This is a genomic window from Blastococcus sp. CT_GayMR20, assembly GCF_004570345.1.
In genome coordinates, this window is sequence record NZ_SPQM01000012.1 from 20724 (window position 1) to 39438 (window position 18715).

Sequence of the window (18715 nt, forward strand, 5' to 3'; positions counted from 1 at the left end):
GCCCGTCCCGGGTGCCGGAGAGAACGAAGGCCCCGCGAGCGTCAGCTCACGGGGCCCACTCTCTCCGGACGGCACGCAACCCGAAAGGTGCGTGCGCGACGCGACAACCGACCGGGGCCGGTTCTCGCGATCCGGGGACCTGAGCGCCTGGAACGGCGTCAGGTGGGAGCGGGCTCCTCTTGGATCAGCAGCCCCGGAGGACTGCTGGATGGTTCGCGCGCCTCATGTAGCGGGGGGAGGCGCGCCCAGACTACAGCGCCACGAGCCCTGAGGTCATTCCCGGGGGTCAGTACAGCAACGGCGGGGGCTTCGGATCGTTGGCCCGGGCCGCGGCGCGCAGTGCACGGAGCCCCTCGACGGCAGCCACCGCCCGCTCCCGGTCGACCGCCTGGATGGCCAGCAGCGCCACCTCGTCACCGTTCTCGAGGACCAGGGACGCCCAGGGTGACTTCCGTTCGAAGGCGACCGCGCGCACGGCCGACCAGGGCAGTTCATGGCCCAGGGCGATGTTCCGGAAGCGGACGCCGTCGGCGTCGGCGTCGACCCGCGACCGGCCCAGCGCCAGGATCATGGCGGCCAGAGCGAGCCCGAGGCCGGCCATCGCGACCTGGTCCGCGGCGCCGTAGGCGACGACCGTGTTCGTCGTCGACGGCAGGGTCAGCGCGACGTAGGCCATGACCCCGACGACCACCGCAGCCACGGCCGCGCAGACCTGCCGCATCCGCCGGGGAACGGCGGTGACGGGTGCGGGCTCGGCCTTCTCGGACATGCCCCCATGGTCGCAGCACGCGGCTGGCAGAGTGCGGAGACGTGGAGATCAGCGGCACCGCGCAGCACGACGCCTGGCAGGCCCGGGCCCTCCCCCCGGTCGAGCAGCTGCGCGAGGACCTCTGGTCGATCCCCGTGCCGATGGGCGGGCCACTGCGGTACGTGAGCGTCTACGCGTTCGCCCTCGACGGCGGCGGGCTCGGGCTGATCGACACCGGCTGGGAGAGCGACGAGGGCTGGGCGGCGCTCAGCGACGGACTGGCCTCCCTCGGCGGCGGCATCACCGACGTCCGCGGCGTGCTGGTCACCCACCTGCACTTCGACCACCTCGGGCTCGCCGAGCGCGTCCGGCAGGCGTCGGGCGCCTGGGTCGCCATGCACCCCGCGGACGCGGCGATCGTGGCCTCGCCCGGTCACCGGGACGCGGACCGGTTCATCGCCGAGGAGGTCGACTTCCTCGTGTCCCTCGGCGCGGACCGCGACGGGGCGATCGCGGACGTCGGCACCAGCGAGAACCTCGTCCACTTCACGAGGATGGCCGTCCCCGACCGCCACCTGGAGGACGGGGAGCACGCCGACTTCCCCGGGTGGCGGCTGCGCGCCGTCCACACCCCGGGGCACACGCCCGGACACCTGTGTTTCGCCGAGGAGCGGACGGGCCTGTTCTTCTCCGGCGATCACGTGCTCCCGCGGATCAGCCCCAACATCTCCACCACGGCCACCGGCGCGGAGGACCCGCTGCGGGACTACCTCGACGCGCTGGCGTCGGTGGGTGCGACGGAGCCGGCGGAGGTGCTGCCGGCGCACGAGTGGCGGTTCCGCGGGCTGGCCGACCGGACGGCCGCGCTCACCGCCCACCACGAACACCGGCTGGCCGAGTTGCTCGACGCCATCCGCACCCACCCCGGCGGCACGCCGTGGCAGCTGGCCGGCCACCTCACCTGGTCGCGGCCGTGGGAGGAGTACGAGCGGCGGATGCGGATCTTCGCGGTCACCGAGACCGACGCCCACTTGCGGTTGCTGGCCAGCCGCGGCCTGGTGACCAGCGACGGCGGACCGGTGCCGACGTGGACGCTCGCCGTCCGCTGACCTTCGCCGCGCTGGCCGACCGCGTGCTGGGGTTCCCACCACGGCTGGGCGGCACGCGGCTGGTCTGCATCGACGGGCCGGCCGGCTCGGGCAAGACCACCTTCGCTGGGCGGCTCGCCGAGGCCCTCGGTCCGGACGTGGTGGTGCTGCACCTCGACGACCTCTACGCCGGCTGGACGCTGACCGGAGCGGTGGCCCGGCTGGCTGCGGGCGTGCTCCGGCCGCTGGCCGACGGCCGCCGCGGGGGGTACGCCCGCTACGACTGGGCCGCCCGCCGCTTCTCCCCCGACCCGACCCCGGTGCCCGTTGCGTCGGCGCTCGTCGTCGAGGGCTGCGGGAGCAGCCCGCGCGCCCTGGACCCCTGGGCGGTGCTGCGGATCTGGGTCGAGGCACCGGCCGACCTGCGGCTCGGCCGGGGGCTGGCGCGCGACGGCGACGCAATGGCGGCGGAGTGGCGGCGGTGGCAGTCGACCGAGGCGGCGGAGTTCGCCCGCGAGGACACCAGGGCGCGGGCCGATCTCCGGGTGGACGGGGCCGCCACCTCGCCTTCCGGGGCCTTCCGACCGCTCCCCTGAGCGAGGAAACCACCCGGTACGGGATCGCACGTATTGCTGGGCCTGGTTCACTTCTCCCAGGACGGCGCACGTCGAGATCACGGTGGAGCGGCGTCCGACGTGGATGAGAGCCGTCATGACTCGAACGTCCCCCGCGACCGCAACCCTGCCGTTGACCGACGAGCTCGCCGCCGTCTTCGCGCGGATGTCGGGCCTCCTGCTCTCCGCGGAGACCGTGGACACCGCCCTGGGGCTGCTCAGCGCCCTCGCTCAGGAGACCGTTCCCGGGTCGACCGGCGCAGGCGTGTCGATCGTCGACGAGGAGCGACGACGGTCCTCCGGTTCGACCGACGACCGGGTCGAGGAAGCAGACGCGCTGCAGTACGACCTGGACGAGGGCCCCTGCCTGACTGCCGCGTCCACCCGGGAGCTCGTCCGGGTCGACGACCTGGCCGTCGACCGACGGTGGCCCCGCTGGGCGGATGCCGCACTCCCCCTGGGGCTGCGGGCCGCGATGAGCGCCCCACTCGTCGTGGCGGACCGAGCTCTCGGTGCGATCAAGGTGTACGCCGAGCAGCCGGGGACCTTCGACCGGCACAGCGAGCGGCTGCTCACGCTCTTCTCGGCCCAGGCGGCGATCCTGGTCGCGAACATCCAGTCGCACGACCGGGCGACGCGGCTCAGCGCCGGTATGCGGGAGGCGTTCCGCGACCGCGACGTCGTCAGCACGGCCAAGGGGGTGCTGATGGGCCGCAACGCGGTCGACGAGTCCACCGCCTTCGGGATGCTCCTGGCCCGGTGCCAGGAAGAGGGCGTGACGGTGGCCCAAGCGGCGCGGGCCGTCCTGGACTCGGCTGCACGCCGGCGACGCTGATGGCCGGGGCCGAGCGAGCCCAGCCCGCGAGACAACCGTCGGAGGACAGGGAGTCGGCCCTGCGGGCCGCCTACGAGGTCGCCGGGCTGACCCTCGAGCAGCTGTGGACGCGGTACTTCGCACTCGGCGGGAGCGCCGATCTCCTGGAGGTGGACGGGGAACTCGCCGGGTTGGTGCAGCTCCCCCCCGGCGAGCGGGACGTCCTCGCGCACGCGATCAACGAACGCATCGACGAGCTGGCTGCGCGGCACCGGGCTCCCTACTCCCGGCTGTTCCGGGAGAGCCGCCCCACCACCGGCCCCCTGGCCGCGCTCGTCGGCTTGCTGGAGGCGGCCGGATCGGCACCGCCGGAGCGGCTGCCCGTGCTCGCGGCAGCCGCAGGACGGGCACTGGGGGTCGAGGTCGGCGTCCATCTGATCGACCACGAGCATCGCGCCCTCGTGCTGGTGGGGCCCGGCGGCGGCGCGCTCGCGATCCCCGGGCAGGGAATCGACAGCACGATGGCCGGCCGGGCGTTCCGGACGTCGCAGATCCTGTCCTCCGACCGGAGGGACCAGCCACGGCTGTGGGTCCCGATGGTGGACGGCGCCGACCGGGTCGGTGTGCTGGAGGTTCGGCTGTCCACGGCTGACGAGCTCTACGACCCTGCTCTGCGATCGCAGTGCACGTGGCTGGCGGGCCTGCTGGCCCACCTGGTCGCCTCGATGGAGCCGTACGGGGACGAGCTCGAACGGCCCAGACGGCGGCAACGTCTCGCCCCCTCCGCGGAGCTGATCTGGCAGCAGCTCCCGCCTCTCACGGCGGCGACGGACGCCTTCGTGCTCGCCGGGATGCTCGAGCCCAGCTATCACGTCGGCGGGGATGCGTTCGACTACGCGCTCTCGGAGCGGACGGTGTCGCTGGGCATCTTCGACGCCGTGGGCCACAGCCTCTCCGCCGCCCTGATCGCCGCAGCGACGCTGGCCGGCTACCGCAGTGCTCGTCGCGACGGCCGGGGAGTCTTCGACCAGGCGACGACCATCGACGACGTCATATCCGGCAGCTTTCCCCGCAGCACCTTCGTGACCGGCGTCCTCGCGGAGGTGGACGTCGCCTCGGGCAGGCTCAGGTACGTCAATGCCGGCCATCCGCCGCCCCTGCTGCTGCGCCAGGGCAGGGTCGTCAAGGAGCTCTCCGACGGCCGACGGATCCCCTTCGGGCTCGACCCCGGGGGCCTGACGGTCGCCGAGGAGATCCTCGAACCCGGCGACTGGCTGGCGCTGTACACCGACGGCATCACCGAGGCGCGTGACCAGGACGGGAACTGGTTCGGGGAGCAGCGCCTGAGGGAGTACCTGACCCGCGCCATCGCGGCCGGCCAGCCGCCCCCCGAGACGGTCCGGCGGCTCACGCAGGCCGTGCTGGATCACCAGGGCGGGCTCCTCCAGGACGACGCCACGGTCCTGCTCGCCCGCTGGACGCAGCTCGAGCACCCGGACTCTGCCGCGCCCTGAGAACGTGTCCGGCATCACCCTGCTTTACGGGGCCCGCCCGGACGCGAGCGGCGAATCGACACATGCCTGCAACGCGGACGCCGCACCATGGTTCCGTGACCGAGACCGCTCGAGAGACGGACCTCCTGCCGCTGGCCGGCTACACGGTCGCGGTGACGGCCGCGCGCCGGAAGGAGGAGCTCGGCGCCCTGCTGGACCGCCGCGGCGCCCGCGTGGTCTACGCCCCGGCCATCCGCATCGTGCCGCTGTCCGACGACGCCGAACTGGTGGCGGCGACGAAGGAGGTGCTCGCCCAGCCGGTCGACCTGGTGATCGCGACCACCGGGGTCGGCTTCCGCGGCTGGCTGGAGGCCGCCGACGCCTGGGACCTCCCGCTCGTCGAGCACCTGAGCTCGGCCCGGGTACTCGCCCGGGGCCCGAAGGCGCGCGGCGCGATCCGCGGCGGCGGCCTGGTCGACGCCTGGTCGCCGGAGTCGGAGTCCTCGGTCGAGGTCCTGTCCCACCTGCTGTCCGGTGCCGAAGGTCCGCTCGAGGGACGACGGATCGCCGTCCAGCTGCACGGGGACCCGCTGCCCGAGCTGGTCGCCGGCCTGCGCGCCGCCGGTGCCGACGTCCTGACCGTTCCGGTCTACCGCTGGGTGCTGCCCGAGGACGTCGCCCCGGTGCGCAAGCTGGTCGCGACCATCGTGGCCGGAGGCGTGGACGCGGTGACGTTCACCAGCGCTCCCGCGGCGGCGAGCCTGCTCTCGGTCGCCGACGAGCTCGGGCTCACGAGCGAGCTGGTGGCGGCGCTGAACGACCGGGTGCTGGCGATCGCCGTCGGACCGGTCACGGCCGGCCCCCTGGACGCCGCCGGCATCCCGAGCTCCCAGCCCGAGCGCGCCCGTCTCGGCGCACTCGCCCGCGAGGTCGTCGCCCGCCTGCCCGAGCGGGACCCCGTGCTCGAGGTCGGCCCGCACACGCTGCAGGTGCGCGGGCACGCCGCCGTCCTCGACGGCCGGGTCGTCGAGCTGGCGCCGGGACCCATGACGGTGCTGCGCGAGCTGGCCCGTCGTCCCGGGAACGTCGTCCCCAGGCCCGAACTGATCGACGCGCTCCCCGGCGGCGGCGACGGCCACGCCGTCGAGATGGCGGTGACCCGGCTCCGTGCCGCGCTCGGGGCGCCGGTGGTCGAGACCGTCGTCAAACGGGGTTACCGCCTCAAGCTCTGAGGACCGTGCTGCGATCCCTTGAGGCGGCGTGCCCGACGGTCCACATTGAGCGCCGACGACCGCGGAGCCGACGAGGGGAGCTGCCATGACCGTGCTGGTGGCCTACGCGAGCAGGGCCGGAGCAACCCGCGGGGTGGCCGAACGGATCGCCGGCCGGCTGCGCACCCACGGTCTGGACGTCCACATGGATCCGCTGCTGGGTCGCGAAGAGGTAGGCCGCTTCCAGGGCGTCGTCCTGGGCAGCCCCGTCTACTCCTGGAAGTGGGAGAAGGAAGCGGTCGACTTCTGCCACCGCAACGCACCTGCCCTCGCCGGGCACCCCGTCTGGACCTTCAGCGTCGGCTGGCTCGGCCACGGCGACGACGGCCCGTACGACGCCCGGCAACTGGACGACATCCACCGCCTGATCGAGGTGCGTGACCACCGCTTCTTCCTCGGCGCCCTGAACCCGACCGACCTGCCCCTGCTCCAGCGGCTGACCTTCCGCATGCGCGGTGGCCGCGCCGGCGACTTCCGCGACTGGGCGGCGATCGACGCATGGGGCGAGGAGATCGCCCGGGAGCTGGCTGAGAGCCGCAGCGTCCGGTCCTCGTAGGACGGGCCCGAGCCTCGAGCGAGCAGCGCAGGTCGAGCCGCATGAGCACGCGCGGAAAGCCGTTGATCACCGATTCCGTGTCGGCCGCTTTCACGAACCCGGCCCGCTCGAAGAGTCTCCGGGTTCCGACGTAGGCCATCGTGAGGTCGACCTTCCTGCCGTCGTTGTCCACCGGGTACCCCTCGACAGCGGGCGCGCCACGGGTCCGCGCGAACGCCACGGCCCCGTCGACCAGGTGATGGGCGATCCCGGATCCTCGGTGCCCCGGCCGCACCCGGACGCACCACAGCGACCACACGTCGAGGTCGTCGATCCGCGGGATCTTGCGGTTGCGGGCGAAGGTCGTGTCGGCGCGCGGATGGATCCCGGCCCAGCCCACCACCTCGTCGCCGTCGTAGGCGAGCACTCCGGGCGGCGGGTCCTCCTGCACCAGCTGCCGGACGCGCTCCGCCCGCGCCGGACCCTGCAGCGCCAGGTTCTCTTTGGACGGGATCCGGTAGCTCAGGCACCAGCACACGCTGGACTCGGGCCGCTTCGGTCCGACCATCGTCGCCACGTCGTCGAAGCTGCTCGCCGGCCGCACCTCGATCCTCATGCGGCGATCGTGGCACCGTCGGCCCCCTGCAGGGGCCCGCCGCGAGCGTGCGAGCGGTGGGGGGCACGGGGTCCTTTCATACTGTGTGGACGGCCTGGGGCCGCAGGTAGACGACCCAGGTGACGGCGACGCAGACGACGTAGAACGCGATGAACACCAGGTAGGCGGAGTCACCGGTGCCCGTCGTCATGAACGACTGGCGGAACGCGAGGTTGACCAGCACGCCGCCGAACGCGCCGATCGCGCCGGCGATCCCGATGAGGGCGCCGGACATCCGGAGGGCCTTGCGCTCCGCGGCCACCGGGTCGCCGCCCGCGGCGACGGTCTGCAGCGCCTGTGACCGGAAGATCGCCGGGATCATCTTGTAGGTCGAGCCGTTGCCGATGCCGCTGAGCACGAACAGCAGCACGAAGCCGACGACGAACAACGGCAACGACTCCAGCTGGCTCGCCGTCCACACGACGGCCGCCCCCAGCGCCATGGCGATGAAGTTCCAGAAGGTGATCCGGGCACCGCCGAACCGGTCGGCGAGCGTGCCGCCGACGGGCCGGATCAGCGAGCCCAGCAGCGGCCCGAGCCAGGTGAGCGACGCGGCGGCGAGCGGCGTGGCGAAGGACTCGGTGAACTGGTTCTGCAGCACCTGCCCGAAGGCGAAACCGAAGCCGATGAACGAGCCGAAGGTCCCGATGTAGAGGAACGACATGATCCACGTGTGCGTCTCGCGGGTCGCCTCCCGCATGGCCTTCGGCTGGTTCCTCGCCGCCGTCAGGTTGTCCATGACCAGCGCGGCGCCGACGGCGGCGAGCACGATCAGCGGGATGTAGACCAGCAGGACCACCCGCGGGTGCTCCACCCCGACCGTGGCGAGGACGAGGAGACCCACGAGCTGGACGACGGGGACGCCGAGGTTGCCGCCTCCGGCGTTGAGACCGAGCGCCCAGCCCTTCAGGCGGTCGGGATAGAAGGCGTTGATGTTGGCCATGGAGCTGGCGAAGTTGCCACCGCCGACACCGGCTAGGCACGAGACGACCAGCAGGGTCGTGAACGAGACACCCGGCTCCAGGACGATCGCGATGGCGACGGTCGGCACGAGCAGGAGCGCGGCGCTGACGACCGTCCAGTTCCGTCCGCCGAACTTCGCCACAGCGAACGTGTAGGGCAGCCGGACGAACGCCCCGAGAGCGGTCGGCAGCGTCGTCAGCAGGAACTTCTGCGACGGGTCGAAGCCGTAGACCGCCTCCGGGAGGAAGAGCACGAGCACCGACCACAGGCTCCAGATCGAGAAGCCGATGTGCTCGGAGAAGATCGAGAAGAAGAGGTTGCGGCGGGCGACCTTCTTGCCGGTGCCCTCCCAGAACCGGGCGTCCTCGGGACGCCAGTCGTCGATCCACCTGCCCCTTCCCCTGCTCGGTGGCGGAGTGGGAGGAGCGGCGACCGTGTTCGGGGGGGCGCCGGCGAGATCGGGACGGGTGGGGGCGGCCATGACGACGACGGTTGCAATCCCCCGTTTCCCCGGCGTCGCCCTGCTGCTGAACTCGTGTTCCGTTTCCCTCACCGCGGCTGACCCCCAGTGGTGAGGGATCGGGCCGCCGGTGTGCAGCTCTCCCCCGGAACCGACGAAGATCACTGCGTGACCGCATCCGAGGACCTCGCGACGGGCCGCGCCCTCATCGAGGGCGGCAGTCCCGTCGCCGGGTCGATGAGCCGCGCCGCGGCCACAGTCGTCTTCGACCCCGGGTCCGCCGTCGTGCAGGTGAGCGGGCGCTTCGCAGCCTCCCTGCGGACGGTGGCGACCGAGGCAGCGGCCGTTCCGGTCGAGCGTGAGCGGGTGCGAGCGGGCGCGGTGCTCGCCTTCGCGATCGAGTACGCGGCGACAGTGCACCGCGCCGGCCGGACCGCCCGGCGCGACGGGTTCTTCGCCGAGCGGGCCGGGCTGCGCCCGGTCGCCGAGGAGCTCGCGGAGGCGGTCGTCGCGGCGGCCCGTCGGTCCACCGACGAGCGACGGGTCCGGCATCTCGGCTACCTCCTCGCCGAGGCCGCCGTGTCCCCCGACCTGGACGCCGACCTGATCGACACGGCGCTGCGGCTCGCCGGGGCGCTGAGCTGGCGGCAGCTGGCACTGCTGGCCGGCGTCGGCCGTCGGGACCGCGTCCCGTTGCCGATGGCGCCGCTGGAGCCCGAGCCGCGGGCCTGGACGGCCTGGGGCGCACGGGAGGACGTCGCGGGGCTGCAGCGCGCCGGCCTGCTCGAGCCGCCGGTGGCCCCGGTCCGGCCGGCCGCGACCCTGCCCCGGCTGCGGCCCGCCGACCTGCGGCTGACCCGTCGCGGTGTGCTCCTGCACCGGCTGCTGGTGCTCGACCTGCTGCACGAGGACGCCGTGACCGAGGCGCTGGCCGACCTCGGGCTCCCCCGCTCCTGACCTCCGCCATGGACGACGACCCGGCCCGCGCCTGGATCGCGCTGGGCGCGTTCGCGGTCGCCACCGCGCTGGCGTTCTCGGCCTGTGCGGCAGGCGCGACCACCGTCTGCCCGGCGATCGGCTGGTCGAACACGCTGACCGTGGGCCTGGCGGACGACTGGCCGCCCGTCGACGGCGGCACCCTCCTGGTGGACGACGAGCTGTCGGTGCCCCTGACGGGCAGCTCCACGGTCGTGCAGATGGACATGACTGCTCCCGACTCCGTCGTCCTCACGGTGCTCGGCCCCGACGGCACCGAGCTCGCGCAGCTGGCCGCCGACCTCGACTGGCGCCGGATCGGCGGTACCGAGGAGTGCGGCGGCCCCCACGCGGCGAGCGTGATGGTGCCGGTCCCGGCATGACCGGAGGACGCTCCCCCGTGTGGGTCTCCGGAGGCTCCCACCGCGTGTAGGAGGCAGGAACCCGCGGAAGGGGCCTCCGTGCGCACCCAGGAGAACCAGAGCTTCACGGACTTCGTGTCCGCGGAGCAGGCGGGGCTCCTGCGCCTGGCGGTCCTGCTCGCCGGTGACCGCGGACAGGCGGAGGACCTCGTGCAGACGGCGTTGATGAAGTGCTACCGGCACTGGGGACGGATCACCCGGTCCGGTCCGCCATCGGCGTACGTGCGACGGGCACTGGTCACCACGCACACCAGCTGGCGGCGCCGGTTGTCCTCCACCGAGCAGGTCATGGACACCCTGCCGGATCTCGCCGACCCCCATCCAGCGCTCGAGCCCGAGGACGAGGAGCTCCGGCGGGCACTGCGTGCGCTCCCGCCGAGGATGCGGACCGCGATCGTGCTCAGGTTCTACGAGGACCTGTCCGAACTGCGCACGGCCGAGCTCATGGGCTGCTCGGCCAGCGCGGTCAACACGCAGACCGCCCGCGGTCTGGCGCGGCTCCGCGCGTCCGTTCCTGCCCCGGCGGTCGTCCGGGAGGAGCGGTGGTGATGGAGGAGACCGAGCTGCGCGAGCGCCTGGGGTTCATCGCCACGCGCACGTCCCCGCCGCTGCACGACCCCGAGGAACTGACCGCCGCGGTCGTCGAGCGGCACCTCGCCCGGCGGAGGCGGGAGCGTGCCCTGGGCGCGGTGGCCGCCGCGGTCGCCGTGATCGTCGTGGCCGTGCCGGTCGTGGTGTCACGGACCGGACAGGACTCCGGGCCCGCCGCTCCGGCTCCGTCGTCCGCCGTCTACACCACACCGACCCGCGGGAACCTCTCCGACGAGGCCTTCTTCGTCGACGGCGTCCGCCGGCTGCCGTGGACGGACGGACCCGCCGGCGCGGACGTGCCCGAGCCACCCCTGGACACCCGGCACGTGGTGTTCGCGGGCGAGAGCCCCCGGGCGCGGTGGGTGCTCGTGGCCGGCGCGGATCCCCGTGCCCCACTTCCCCCGGACGACGACGGCGACGGTCGGCGCGACCTCGACCGGCTCGACTCGGTCGCGATCGCGTGGTTCACCGGTCCACGGGATGCGGCGGCCGAGGACATGAGGGTGTACGGCGAGCCACGCATGGTCGACGCCGACGAGCCGGCCGCCGTCCTGGCGCATACGGAGCCGTACCGCTCATCGAGGGTGAGCCACTGGATCGTGGTAGGCGCACCCGGCGACCAGGTCGAGGACTCCTGGAGCCGGCAGTTCACACCCGACGGCGAGATCTTCCGCGAGTTCGGACCGATCGACACGGTGGACGGGGTCGCCTCCGGCGGCGCAGGGCAGGTCGACGCGTCTATCAACCGGGCACTGCGGTACCGCGTCGTGCGGGGCGGCACCGAGTTCACGGGCCTACCGGAGACCGAGCCGCGCCCTGACTTCGTCCCGCCCCGGGTCGACCTCGCCCGGCTGCGGCCGGCACCACCACCCGCACCGGGCGACGCCGCCGTGGCATCGGCGATCGACACGCTCATCTCCCATCTCGGCGTGTGGGCCGAGATCTTCGACTTCACGGTGCTGTGGGCAGGAGACCTGCCGACCGCGTCCGGCGGCGCGCGGGTAACCGTCCTGGCAGCCCAGTACGACGACTGGGGCGTCTACCTCACGGGGGCTCTCGGTCGCGACAACGCCGGCCAGGTGAGCGCGGGCACGTGCGGCTCGGAGATCCGGCCGTCGGACACCCCGGTCGACGAGATGGTGGTGGTGCTCCGCTGCGGCTCGGCCGACGGTGCGGAGAATGCACCCACGGACAACCTCGTCGTCGTGGCACCGGCCGGAGCAACCACGGCTCGGGCCCTCGACGACCGCGGGGAGCCGATCGCGAGCTACCCCCTGGTCGACGGCGTCGCCGTGGTGCCGATCCCGGCGGACCTTGCGTCCGTCGCGGTCATCGGCGCCGACGGCGAGATGATCGACGACCGCGCGCCGATGGGTCAGGTCGACTGGGGCGACTGACGCCGTCCGTGCCGGCCGGAATCGTTACCGGATCGTGTCCGACGGGTGTGTCCCTTTCCGGCCGCCGGCGCGTCTCTACAGGTAGCGGCCGACGAGAGGAGCCTGCAGTGCGTGGTGGGGACGGCCGGCAGTCGGAGAGCGCGTCCCTGATCGCCGCCCGGCAGCTGGCCGAGGAGGCCGACCAGGGACGGCGCCCGGCGGGTCCGCGCCGGCGCCGGCGGCCGCTCGTCGTCCCCCCGCCGCTGCTCCCGCCTCCGGACGAGCCGGCGCCCGACGCCGAACCGGAGTGGGACCCCTCGTCCTGACGCGTCAGACCTCGACGACGAGGTAGCCGTCGCGTTCGCGCACCGGGTACGTCCGGATCGGGCCGCCGCCGTTCGTCGAGGCACCGTCGGACCAGCGGTAGGCGTACTGGTGCAAGGGGCAGACCAGCACGTTGACGTCGGTCAGGCCGTCGGCGAGCGGTCCCCCGGCATGCGGGCAGGCCGCCTGCGTCGCGTGCAGCGACCCGTCGCGCAGCCGGAAGATCGCCACCTGGGTCCCGGCGACCGCGAACGCCCGCCCCTCCCCCAGCGGGACGTCGTCCACCATGCCGACCATGTGGGCCTTCGGACCCGCGGATGTCGCGGTCGTCGTCGTCAGGTCGGTGACGCTCATCGGACCGGCACCTTCGGGAGAGCGATCAGGGGAAGCGAGGGCCGGAACTGGCCCGGGGTCGCGGGCTGCTTGGCGTCCTGGCCCCAGGGGTCGGTGTAGGCGTCGATCGAGCGCTGCATGCCGGCGTCGAGGTCGGCGCAGATCCCCTCACTGTTCTCGAGCAGCACCTGCTGGATCTTCTCCAGCCCCACCCGCGGCACGAAGTCGTAGGTGCGCTCGAGCCAGTTCGCGTTCTCGCGGTAGTACTGCAGGAACCGGCCGGTCAGCTCGAGCACGGCCTCCGGTGAATCGACGGTCGCGAGCAGGTCCCCCTTGCGGACGCTGGCCCCGGCGGCGCCGCCGACGTACACCTCCCACTTGCCGTTGCCCACGGCAACGACCCCGACGTCCTTCACGTAGGCCTCCGCGCAGTTGCGCGGACAGCCGACGACGGCGAGCTTCATCTTGGCCGGGCTCTCGATGCCCTGGAACCGGGTCTCGAGGTCGATGCCGAGCTGGGTCGAGTCGCCGAGACCGAAGCGGCAGAAGTCCGATCCGACGCACGTCTTCACCGTGCGGAAGCTCTTGCCGTAGGCGTACCCGGACGGCATGCCCAGGTCCTCCCACATGGCCGGCAGGTCCTCCTTGCGGACGCCGAGCAGGTCGATCCGCTGGCCGCCCGTCACCTTGACCATCGGCACCTCGTACTTCTCCGCGACGTCGGCGATCCTCCGCAGCTGCGCCGGGGTGGTCACGCCGCCCTTCATCTGCGGGACGACGGAGAACGTGCCATCGCGCTGGATGTTGGCGTGGACACGGTCGTTGATGAACTCGCCGTCCTTCTCCGGGACGAGGTCGCGCCCCCAGAGCATCTTCAGCAGCGACGTCAGGCCCATCTTCGACTTCGCGTCGTCGACACCGCCCGGGGCGAGGGCCGCGAAGACGGCGGACACGCTGCGCAGGTCCTGCTCGCGGATCGCCGCCATGAGCTCGGGCTTGGCCATCGGGATGCCGGGGACGTACCAGCTCGCCGACGGGTCCTCGGTCAGCTCGCCGTCGGCGGCCCACTCGACGATCTGCTTGACCAGCGACGTGCAGGAGCCGCAGCCCTTGCCGGCGCGGGTGCGGTCCATGACCTCGCCGACGCTCGAGCAACCGCCCGACACCGCGCCGCAGATGTCACCCTTGGACACCCCGTTGCAGTTGCAGACCTGCGAGTCGTGCGGCATCTCGGCGACACCGACCTCCTCGGCACCGTCGGAGAGATCGACGAGCAGCCGGATGCGTTCCTCCGGCAGTGGCGCGCCGCGGTCGAACGCCTGGGTCAGGAAGGCGACCTTGCGGGTGTCGCCGAGCAGGGTCGCACCCACGAGCTTGTCGTCGCGGATGACGACGGAGAGGTGCACGCCGCGCCGGGGCTCGGAGATCACCAGGAACTCGTCGTCGTCCCGTTCGGGGGTGTTGATCCCCATGACGGCGACGTCGACGCCGGCCACCTTGAGCTTCGTCGCCGTCCGGCTGCCGTGGTACTCCGCGTCGGGGTCGGTGCCGGTGAGCACGTCGGCCAGCACCTTCGCGTGCTCCCACGCGGGGGCGACCAGGCCGTAGACCTCGCCGCGGTGCTGCGCGCACTCGCCGATCGCGTAGACGTCGGGGTCGTCGGTGCGCAGCTGGTCGTCGACGACGATGCCGCGCTCCACCTCGAGCCCCGACCGCACGCCGATGTCGGTGCTGGGCCGCACGCCGGCCGCGACGACCAGGAGGTCGGCCTCGATCTGCCTTCCGTCGGCCAGGCCGACGCCGCGCACGCGGTCACCGCCGATCACCTCGGTGGCGAGGACGTCGAGGTGGACGGCGATACCGAGGGACTCCACGCTCTTCTTGAGGATCGCCCCCGCTTCGGGGTCGAGCTGCATGTTCATCAGGTAGGGCATGGCGTGCACCAGCTCGACGTGCAGGCCGTGGCCCTGCAGCGCACGGGCGGCCTCGAGGCCGAGGAGGCCGCCGCCCATGACGACGGCCTTCCTGCAGCGCCCGACGGCGTCGAGCATCGCGCGGGTCTCGTCGATGGTCCGGAAGCCGTAGACGCCGGCCAGCAGGTCGCCGTCCTCGGTACGGACGCCCTTCATGGGCGGGATGAACGAGTAGCTGCCGGTGGCCAGCACCAGGTGGTCGTAGGGCGTGACGGAGCCGTCGTCGCAGTGGACGACCTTGGCGGCGGTGTCGATGCGGTCGGCCCGGACGCCGGCCCGCAGCGTGACCCCGTTGTCGGAGTACCACTCGTGGCTGTTGAGGACGATGTCGTCCTCGGCGGACTCACCGGCGAGGACCGGCGAGAGCATGATCCGGTTGTAGTTGCCGTGCGGCTCGTCGCCGAACACGGTGATCCGGAACTGCTCGCCGCCGCCGCGCTCCAGCACCTCCTCGACGAAGCGTGCGCCGGCCATGCCGTTGCCCACCACCACGAGGCGGGAGCGGGTGTCGAACTGGTCGTCGTCGAGGTGCAGGGACGTGAGGCCTTCGGGGCGGCCCCCGAGAACGGCTGTCATACCTCGACCAGCCCGAGGTCGATCACGATCTCGCCGCTGACGCCCTCGGGGGCCGCGGCGTGCAGCTCGACGACGGTCCCGCCGGGCAGGTCCTCCACCACCCGCAGGGGCACGTGGACGTCGCCCTTCGCGCCGATCGGGAACCAGCGCATCGGCTCGCCGTCGCGCACCAGCAGGACGTAGACCAGCTCGCCGGTGGAATTGCCGCCGCGGAAGTACAGCGCCTGGGCGGAGGCACCCTGAGGCACCGTGTACTTCAGGGCAGGGTCGATCGGGCCGGGCTTGGCCAGCCCCTCGCCGGCGATCGGAAAGACTCCTTGCAGGAAGCGTGGGCTGCTCTTCACGCGGGTGCTCCTCTTCCGGGACGGGGTGCGGGGCTCGGGGGCGGTGGGTTGCTGGTGGGCCGTCGGTTGCGGCAGGCCCGCGGTCGCCGGTGGGGCGATCAGCTCCGCGGGTCCGTCGACGCGGGCGACGGCGACCGCGCAGACCTTGAAGGCGGGCATCTTCGACGTCGGGTCGAGCGCGTCGGCGTCGGTGAGGGCGTTGGCGCTGGAGCCGCCGCCCCAGTGGAAGGGCGCGAACACGACGTCGGGCCGGATGGCGTCGGTCACCTGCGCGTGGAAGCGGGCCCTGCCGCGGCGGGTGGTCAGCTCGACGACGTCGTCCGGGGCGATGCCGAGCCGGCGCGCGAGGTCGGGGTGCAGCTCCGCGCGGGGAGTGGGGGCGACCATCTGCAGGCTTCGGGTGCGGCGGGTCTGGGTGCCGGACTGGTACTGGGCGAGCACCCGGCCGGTGGTCAGGACGTAGGGGAAGTCGGCGTCGGTCGGCTCGTGGGCGTCGACGTGCTCCACGCGCAGGAAGCGGGCCCGCCCGTCGGGGGTGGGGAAGCGTTCGGTGAAGAGCCGTGGCGTGCCGGGGTGGGTGGCCGACGGGCACGGCCAGAAGACACCCTGCTCGTCGTCGATCCGGTGGTAGCTGATCCCCGAGTAGTCCGCCGCTCCACCGGCGCTGGCCCGGCGGAGCTCCTCGAACACCGTCTCCGGGTCGCCGCTGAAGTGCTGCCCCCTGCCGAGCCGGTCGGCCAGCGTGGCCAGGAGCTGCAGGTCGTCGGGGACGCCGGCCGGCGGGTCCAGCGCCCTGCGGCGGCGGATCACCCGGCCCTCGAGGTTGGTCATCGTGCCGTCCTCCTCCGCCCACATGGCGCTGGGCAGGACGACGTCGGCGAGCTCGGCGGTCTCGGAGAGGAAGAAGTCGCTGACGGCGAGGAAGTCGAGATCCGCCAGCCGGCTGATCACCCGCCGGGCGTCGGGGGCGGACACCGCGACGTTGCTCGCCAGCACCAGCAGGGTCCGGACCCCGCCGTCCGTGCCGAGTGCGTCGAGCAGCTCGAAGGCGCTCTTCCCCGGCATCGGCAGGTCGTCGGGGTCGACGCCCCAGACCGCCGCGACGTGGGAGCGGGCGGCGGGATCCCTCAACGACCGGTAGCCGGGCAGCTGGTCGGCCTTCTGACCGTGCTCGCGGCCACCCTGCCCGTTGCCCTGGCCGGTGACCGTGCCCCAGCCGCTCCCCGGCCGGCCCGGGAGACCGAGCGCCAGCGCCAGGTTGATCCAGGCCTGGGCGGTGTCGGTGCCGCTGCGGTGCTGCTCGGCACCGCGCGCGGTCAGGACGATCGCCTTCTCCGCCCGGGCGAGGGCGAAGACGGTGCGGCGCTGGTACTCCACGGGGACGCCGGTGAGCCGCTCGACGCGATCGGGCCAGTACGCGGCGACGCCCGCCTTCACGTCGTCGAAGCCGGTCGTGCGGGCCGCGACGTACTCCTCGTCGACGAGCCCCTCGGCGATCGCGATGTGCAGCAGCCCGTTGGCCAGTGCGAGGTCGGTGCCGGGCAGCGGCTGGAGGTGCAGCTCGGCGTTCTTGGCGGTGTTCGTGCGTCGGGGGTCGACGACGACGTGCTGGGCGCCGCGGGTCCGGCCCTCGTCGAAGTACTGCATGGCCGGCGGCATCGTGTCGGCCGGGTTGCTGCCGACCAGGACGACGGCGTCGGCCCCGGCGATGTCGCTGAGCGGGAACGGCATGCCGCGGTCGAGCCCGAACGCGCGGTTGGCCGCACCCGCGGCCGAGGACATGCAGAAGCGGCCGTTGTAGTCGATGGCGCTGGTGCGCAGGGCGACCCGGGCGAACTTGCCGAACTGGTACGCCTGCTCGTTGGTCAGCGACCCGCCACCGAAGCAGCCGACCGCGTCGCGGCCGTAGCGGGCCTGGGTGCGCTCGATCGCGTCGACCAGCCGGCCGAGGGCGTCGTCCCAGGTCGCCTCGACGAGCGGGCTGGTGCGGTCGCCGTCCACGGCCCGGACGAGGGGGCGCAGCAGCCGCTCCGGGTGGTCGAGCAGCTCCGTGGAGGACCAGCCCTTGCAGCACAGGCCGCCCTTGTTCGTCGGGAAGTCGGCGGGGAGGAGGGTGGCCGGGCGGGCGCCGGCGGTGACCTTCATGCCGCACTGGAGGGAGCAGTACGGGCAGTGGGTCAGCGTCGTCCGCGACGTGCCGGCGCCCCGCACGGGCGACTCGGGAGACACGGCTGCGGGCATGCGTCGAGGGTCTGTCGCCGTCGTTTCCCATCCTCGACACCGGCGTCAACGCTGAGTTCCATCGACCTCACGGCGTCCGGCAGGCAGTTGTGCGGTCCCTGGCGGTGCCGAAATGGCGGTTTCGGCCCCTTCGGGACGGTGCCGAAATCGCGATTCTGGCTGCGGTGGTCGAATGGGGGCGTGACCTCGCGCCGTCCCACCGTCCAGCGGATCGACTCCCCGGACGAGGAGGGCCCGGACGTCCGGCTCGCCGAGCAGCGCGACGTCCCCCGGATCGCCGCCACGCTGACCGTCGCCCTGGCCGACTCGCGCTGGACCCGATGGGCCCTGCCCGACGACGGGCGCATGCAGCGGCTCACCCGCCTGCACGAGCTCGACGCCGGCCACCGCGGCGTCGCCACGCGCTCGGCGTGGGTCACCGATGACGTCGACGCCGTCGCGGTCTGGGAACCGCCTGCCGGCACCGCTCCGGTGCCGGACGACGTCCGGGCCGCCCTGTCCGCCGAGCTCCCCTACCTGTCCGGGCACCGGATCGGCCCCGTCCGCGACACCGATGCCCTGGTCGACCGGCACCGCCCGAGCGCGCCGCACTGGTGGCTGCGCCACCTCGGCGTCCGGCCGTCGTCCCGGCGACGGGGTCTCGCCGCGGCCGTGCTGGCGCCGGTCCTCGTCCGCTGCGACGTCGAGGGCACACTCGCCGCGGCCGCCGTCTTCTCCTGGTCCAACGTCCGTTTCCTGCGCGGCTTCGGCTTCGAGGTCACCGAGACGACCCGGACGACGGACGACGAGCTGCCGCTGTGGGTCCTGGTGCGGCAGCCTCTCCCCCGCTGAGAGATTTCCGCGACCTGTCGATCCGGGCGGAGCCCGTTCGTACAGGGGATGAGCAGCCGGCGAGGGGCCGGCGCCGACCCCAGGAGGA

General features: G+C 73.1%; 17 protein-coding genes and 1 pseudogene. 12 read left to right on the forward strand and 6 right to left on the reverse strand.

Annotated elements, in window-relative coordinates; all coding sequences use genetic code 11:
* Positions 1-286: 286 nt before the first annotated feature.
* Positions 287-769 (reverse strand): PH domain-containing protein, encoded by a 483-nt coding sequence (locus E4P40_RS05165; protein ID WP_135157808.1) that lies wholly within the window; start codon positions 767-769, stop codon positions 287-289.
* A gap of 41 nt (positions 770-810) precedes the next feature.
* Here E4P40_RS05165 and E4P40_RS05170 point away from each other — a divergent pair, with 41 nt between their 5' ends.
* The 6 genes from E4P40_RS05170 to E4P40_RS05195 all read left to right on the forward strand — a co-directional run bounded on the left by E4P40_RS05170 (position 811) and on the right by E4P40_RS05195 (position 6584).
* Positions 811-1857, forward strand: a complete 1047-nt coding sequence (locus E4P40_RS05170) for an MBL fold metallo-hydrolase (protein WP_209305195.1) — start codon at positions 811-813, stop codon at positions 1855-1857.
* On the forward strand, positions 1836-2432 hold the full coding sequence (locus E4P40_RS05175; RefSeq protein WP_135157809.1) for a uridine kinase: 597 nt from the start codon (positions 1836-1838) through the stop codon (positions 2430-2432). The genes E4P40_RS05170 and E4P40_RS05175 overlap by 22 nt, the downstream gene beginning before the upstream one ends.
* 115 nt (positions 2433-2547) lie before the next feature.
* Positions 2548-3285, forward strand: a complete 738-nt coding sequence (locus E4P40_RS05180; protein WP_167762110.1) for a GAF and ANTAR domain-containing protein — start codon at positions 2548-2550, stop codon at positions 3283-3285.
* Positions 3285-4778, forward strand: coding sequence for a PP2C family protein-serine/threonine phosphatase (locus E4P40_RS05185; RefSeq protein WP_135157813.1), 1494 nt, complete (start codon positions 3285-3287; stop codon positions 4776-4778). Before E4P40_RS05180 ends, E4P40_RS05185 begins: the two co-directional genes overlap by 1 nt.
* A 95-nt stretch (positions 4779-4873) precedes the next feature.
* On the forward strand, positions 4874-5989 hold the full coding sequence (locus tag E4P40_RS05190; protein ID WP_245160145.1) for a uroporphyrinogen-III synthase: 1116 nt from the start codon (positions 4874-4876) through the stop codon (positions 5987-5989).
* Between the two features lie 85 nt (positions 5990-6074).
* Positions 6075-6584 carry a flavodoxin domain-containing protein gene (locus E4P40_RS05195; protein WP_135157816.1) on the forward strand — a complete coding sequence of 170 codons (510 nt, stop codon included), beginning with the start codon at positions 6075-6077 and terminating at the stop codon, positions 6582-6584.
* 103 nt (positions 6585-6687) lie between these two features.
* Here the strand turns inward: E4P40_RS05195 and E4P40_RS28805 are convergent.
* Positions 6688-7179, reverse strand: a pseudogene (locus E4P40_RS28805) (GNAT family N-acetyltransferase); the annotation flags it as partial.
* Between the two features lie 76 nt (positions 7180-7255).
* A complete protein-coding gene (locus E4P40_RS05205; RefSeq protein ID WP_135157818.1) occupies positions 7256-8662 on the reverse strand; it encodes a nitrate/nitrite transporter in 1407 nt (468 codons plus the stop codon).
* A 147-nt stretch (positions 8663-8809) separates the two neighbouring features.
* Between E4P40_RS05205 and E4P40_RS05210 the strand changes: the two genes are divergently transcribed.
* From E4P40_RS05210 to E4P40_RS05230, 5 genes are all read left to right on the forward strand, one after another.
* A complete protein-coding gene (locus E4P40_RS05210; protein WP_135157820.1) occupies positions 8810-9598 on the forward strand; it encodes a hypothetical protein in 789 nt (262 codons plus the stop codon).
* Positions 9599-9606: 8 nt separating this feature from the next.
* The gene (locus E4P40_RS05215; protein WP_135157822.1) at positions 9607-9999 is read left to right on the forward strand and encodes a hypothetical protein; all 393 of its coding nucleotides are present in this window, start codon (positions 9607-9609) and stop codon (positions 9997-9999) included.
* A 78-nt stretch (positions 10000-10077) separates the two neighbouring features.
* Positions 10078-10587, forward strand: a complete 510-nt coding sequence (locus E4P40_RS05220; RefSeq protein ID WP_135157824.1) for a SigE family RNA polymerase sigma factor — start codon at positions 10078-10080, stop codon at positions 10585-10587.
* Positions 10587-12026: a hypothetical protein gene (locus tag E4P40_RS05225; RefSeq protein ID WP_135157826.1), complete on the forward strand. Its 1440-nt coding sequence runs from the start codon at positions 10587-10589 to the stop codon at positions 12024-12026. The genes E4P40_RS05220 and E4P40_RS05225 overlap by 1 nt, the downstream gene beginning before the upstream one ends.
* Before the next feature lie 107 nt (positions 12027-12133).
* Positions 12134-12331 carry a hypothetical protein gene (locus tag E4P40_RS05230; RefSeq protein WP_135157828.1) on the forward strand — a complete coding sequence of 66 codons (198 nt, stop codon included), beginning with the start codon at positions 12134-12136 and terminating at the stop codon, positions 12329-12331.
* Between the two features lie 4 nt (positions 12332-12335).
* Here E4P40_RS05230 and E4P40_RS05235 read toward each other — a convergent pair whose 3' ends face one another.
* From E4P40_RS05235 to E4P40_RS05245, 3 genes are read right to left on the reverse strand one after another with little or no spacing between them, the layout of a single operon-like run.
* Positions 12336-12683 (reverse strand): Rieske (2Fe-2S) protein, encoded by a 348-nt coding sequence (locus E4P40_RS05235; RefSeq protein WP_135157830.1) that lies wholly within the window; start codon positions 12681-12683, stop codon positions 12336-12338.
* Positions 12680-15211, reverse strand: coding sequence for a nitrite reductase large subunit NirB (gene nirB, locus E4P40_RS05240; RefSeq protein ID WP_135157832.1), 2532 nt, complete (start codon positions 15209-15211; stop codon positions 12680-12682). Before nirB ends, E4P40_RS05235 begins: the two co-directional genes overlap by 4 nt.
* Positions 15208-17796: a molybdopterin oxidoreductase family protein gene (locus E4P40_RS05245; protein ID WP_135157834.1), complete on the reverse strand. Its 2589-nt coding sequence runs from the start codon at positions 17794-17796 to the stop codon at positions 15208-15210. Before E4P40_RS05245 ends, nirB begins: the two co-directional genes overlap by 4 nt.
* Before the next feature lie 180 nt (positions 17797-17976).
* On the opposite strand from E4P40_RS05245, the gene E4P40_RS05250 reads away from it, so the two are divergent.
* Complete coding sequence (locus E4P40_RS05250; RefSeq protein ID WP_135157836.1) at positions 17977-18627, forward strand: N-acetyltransferase; 651 nt, start codon at positions 17977-17979, stop codon at positions 18625-18627.
* Positions 18628-18715 lie beyond the last annotated feature (88 nt).

Excerpts from the sequence above, each read along its gene's own strand:
- E4P40_RS05245 (WP_135157834.1), bottom strand. The coding sequence starts at position 17,796 with ATGCCCGCAGCCGTGTCTCCCGAGTCGCCCGTGCGGGGCGCCGGCACG.
- nirB (WP_135157832.1), bottom strand. The coding sequence starts at position 15,211 with ATGACAGCCGTTCTCGGGGGCCGCCCCGAAGGCCTCACGTCCCTGCAC.
- E4P40_RS05165 (WP_135157808.1), bottom strand. The coding sequence starts at position 769 with ATGTCCGAGAAGGCCGAGCCCGCACCCGTCACCGCCGTTCCCCGGCGG.
- E4P40_RS05185 (WP_135157813.1), top strand. The coding sequence starts at position 3,285 with ATGGCCGGGGCCGAGCGAGCCCAGCCCGCGAGACAACCGTCGGAGGAC.
- E4P40_RS05195 (WP_135157816.1), top strand. The coding sequence starts at position 6,075 with ATGACCGTGCTGGTGGCCTACGCGAGCAGGGCCGGAGCAACCCGCGGG.
- E4P40_RS05235 (WP_135157830.1), bottom strand. The coding sequence starts at position 12,683 with ATGAGCGTCACCGACCTGACGACGACGACCGCGACATCCGCGGGTCCG.
- E4P40_RS05205 (WP_135157818.1), bottom strand. The coding sequence starts at position 8,662 with ATGGCCGCCCCCACCCGTCCCGATCTCGCCGGCGCCCCCCCGAACACG.
- E4P40_RS05215 (WP_135157822.1), top strand. The coding sequence starts at position 9,607 with ATGGACGACGACCCGGCCCGCGCCTGGATCGCGCTGGGCGCGTTCGCG.
- E4P40_RS05180 (WP_167762110.1), top strand. The coding sequence starts at position 2,548 with ATGACTCGAACGTCCCCCGCGACCGCAACCCTGCCGTTGACCGACGAG.
- E4P40_RS05225 (WP_135157826.1), top strand. The coding sequence starts at position 10,587 with ATGGAGGAGACCGAGCTGCGCGAGCGCCTGGGGTTCATCGCCACGCGC.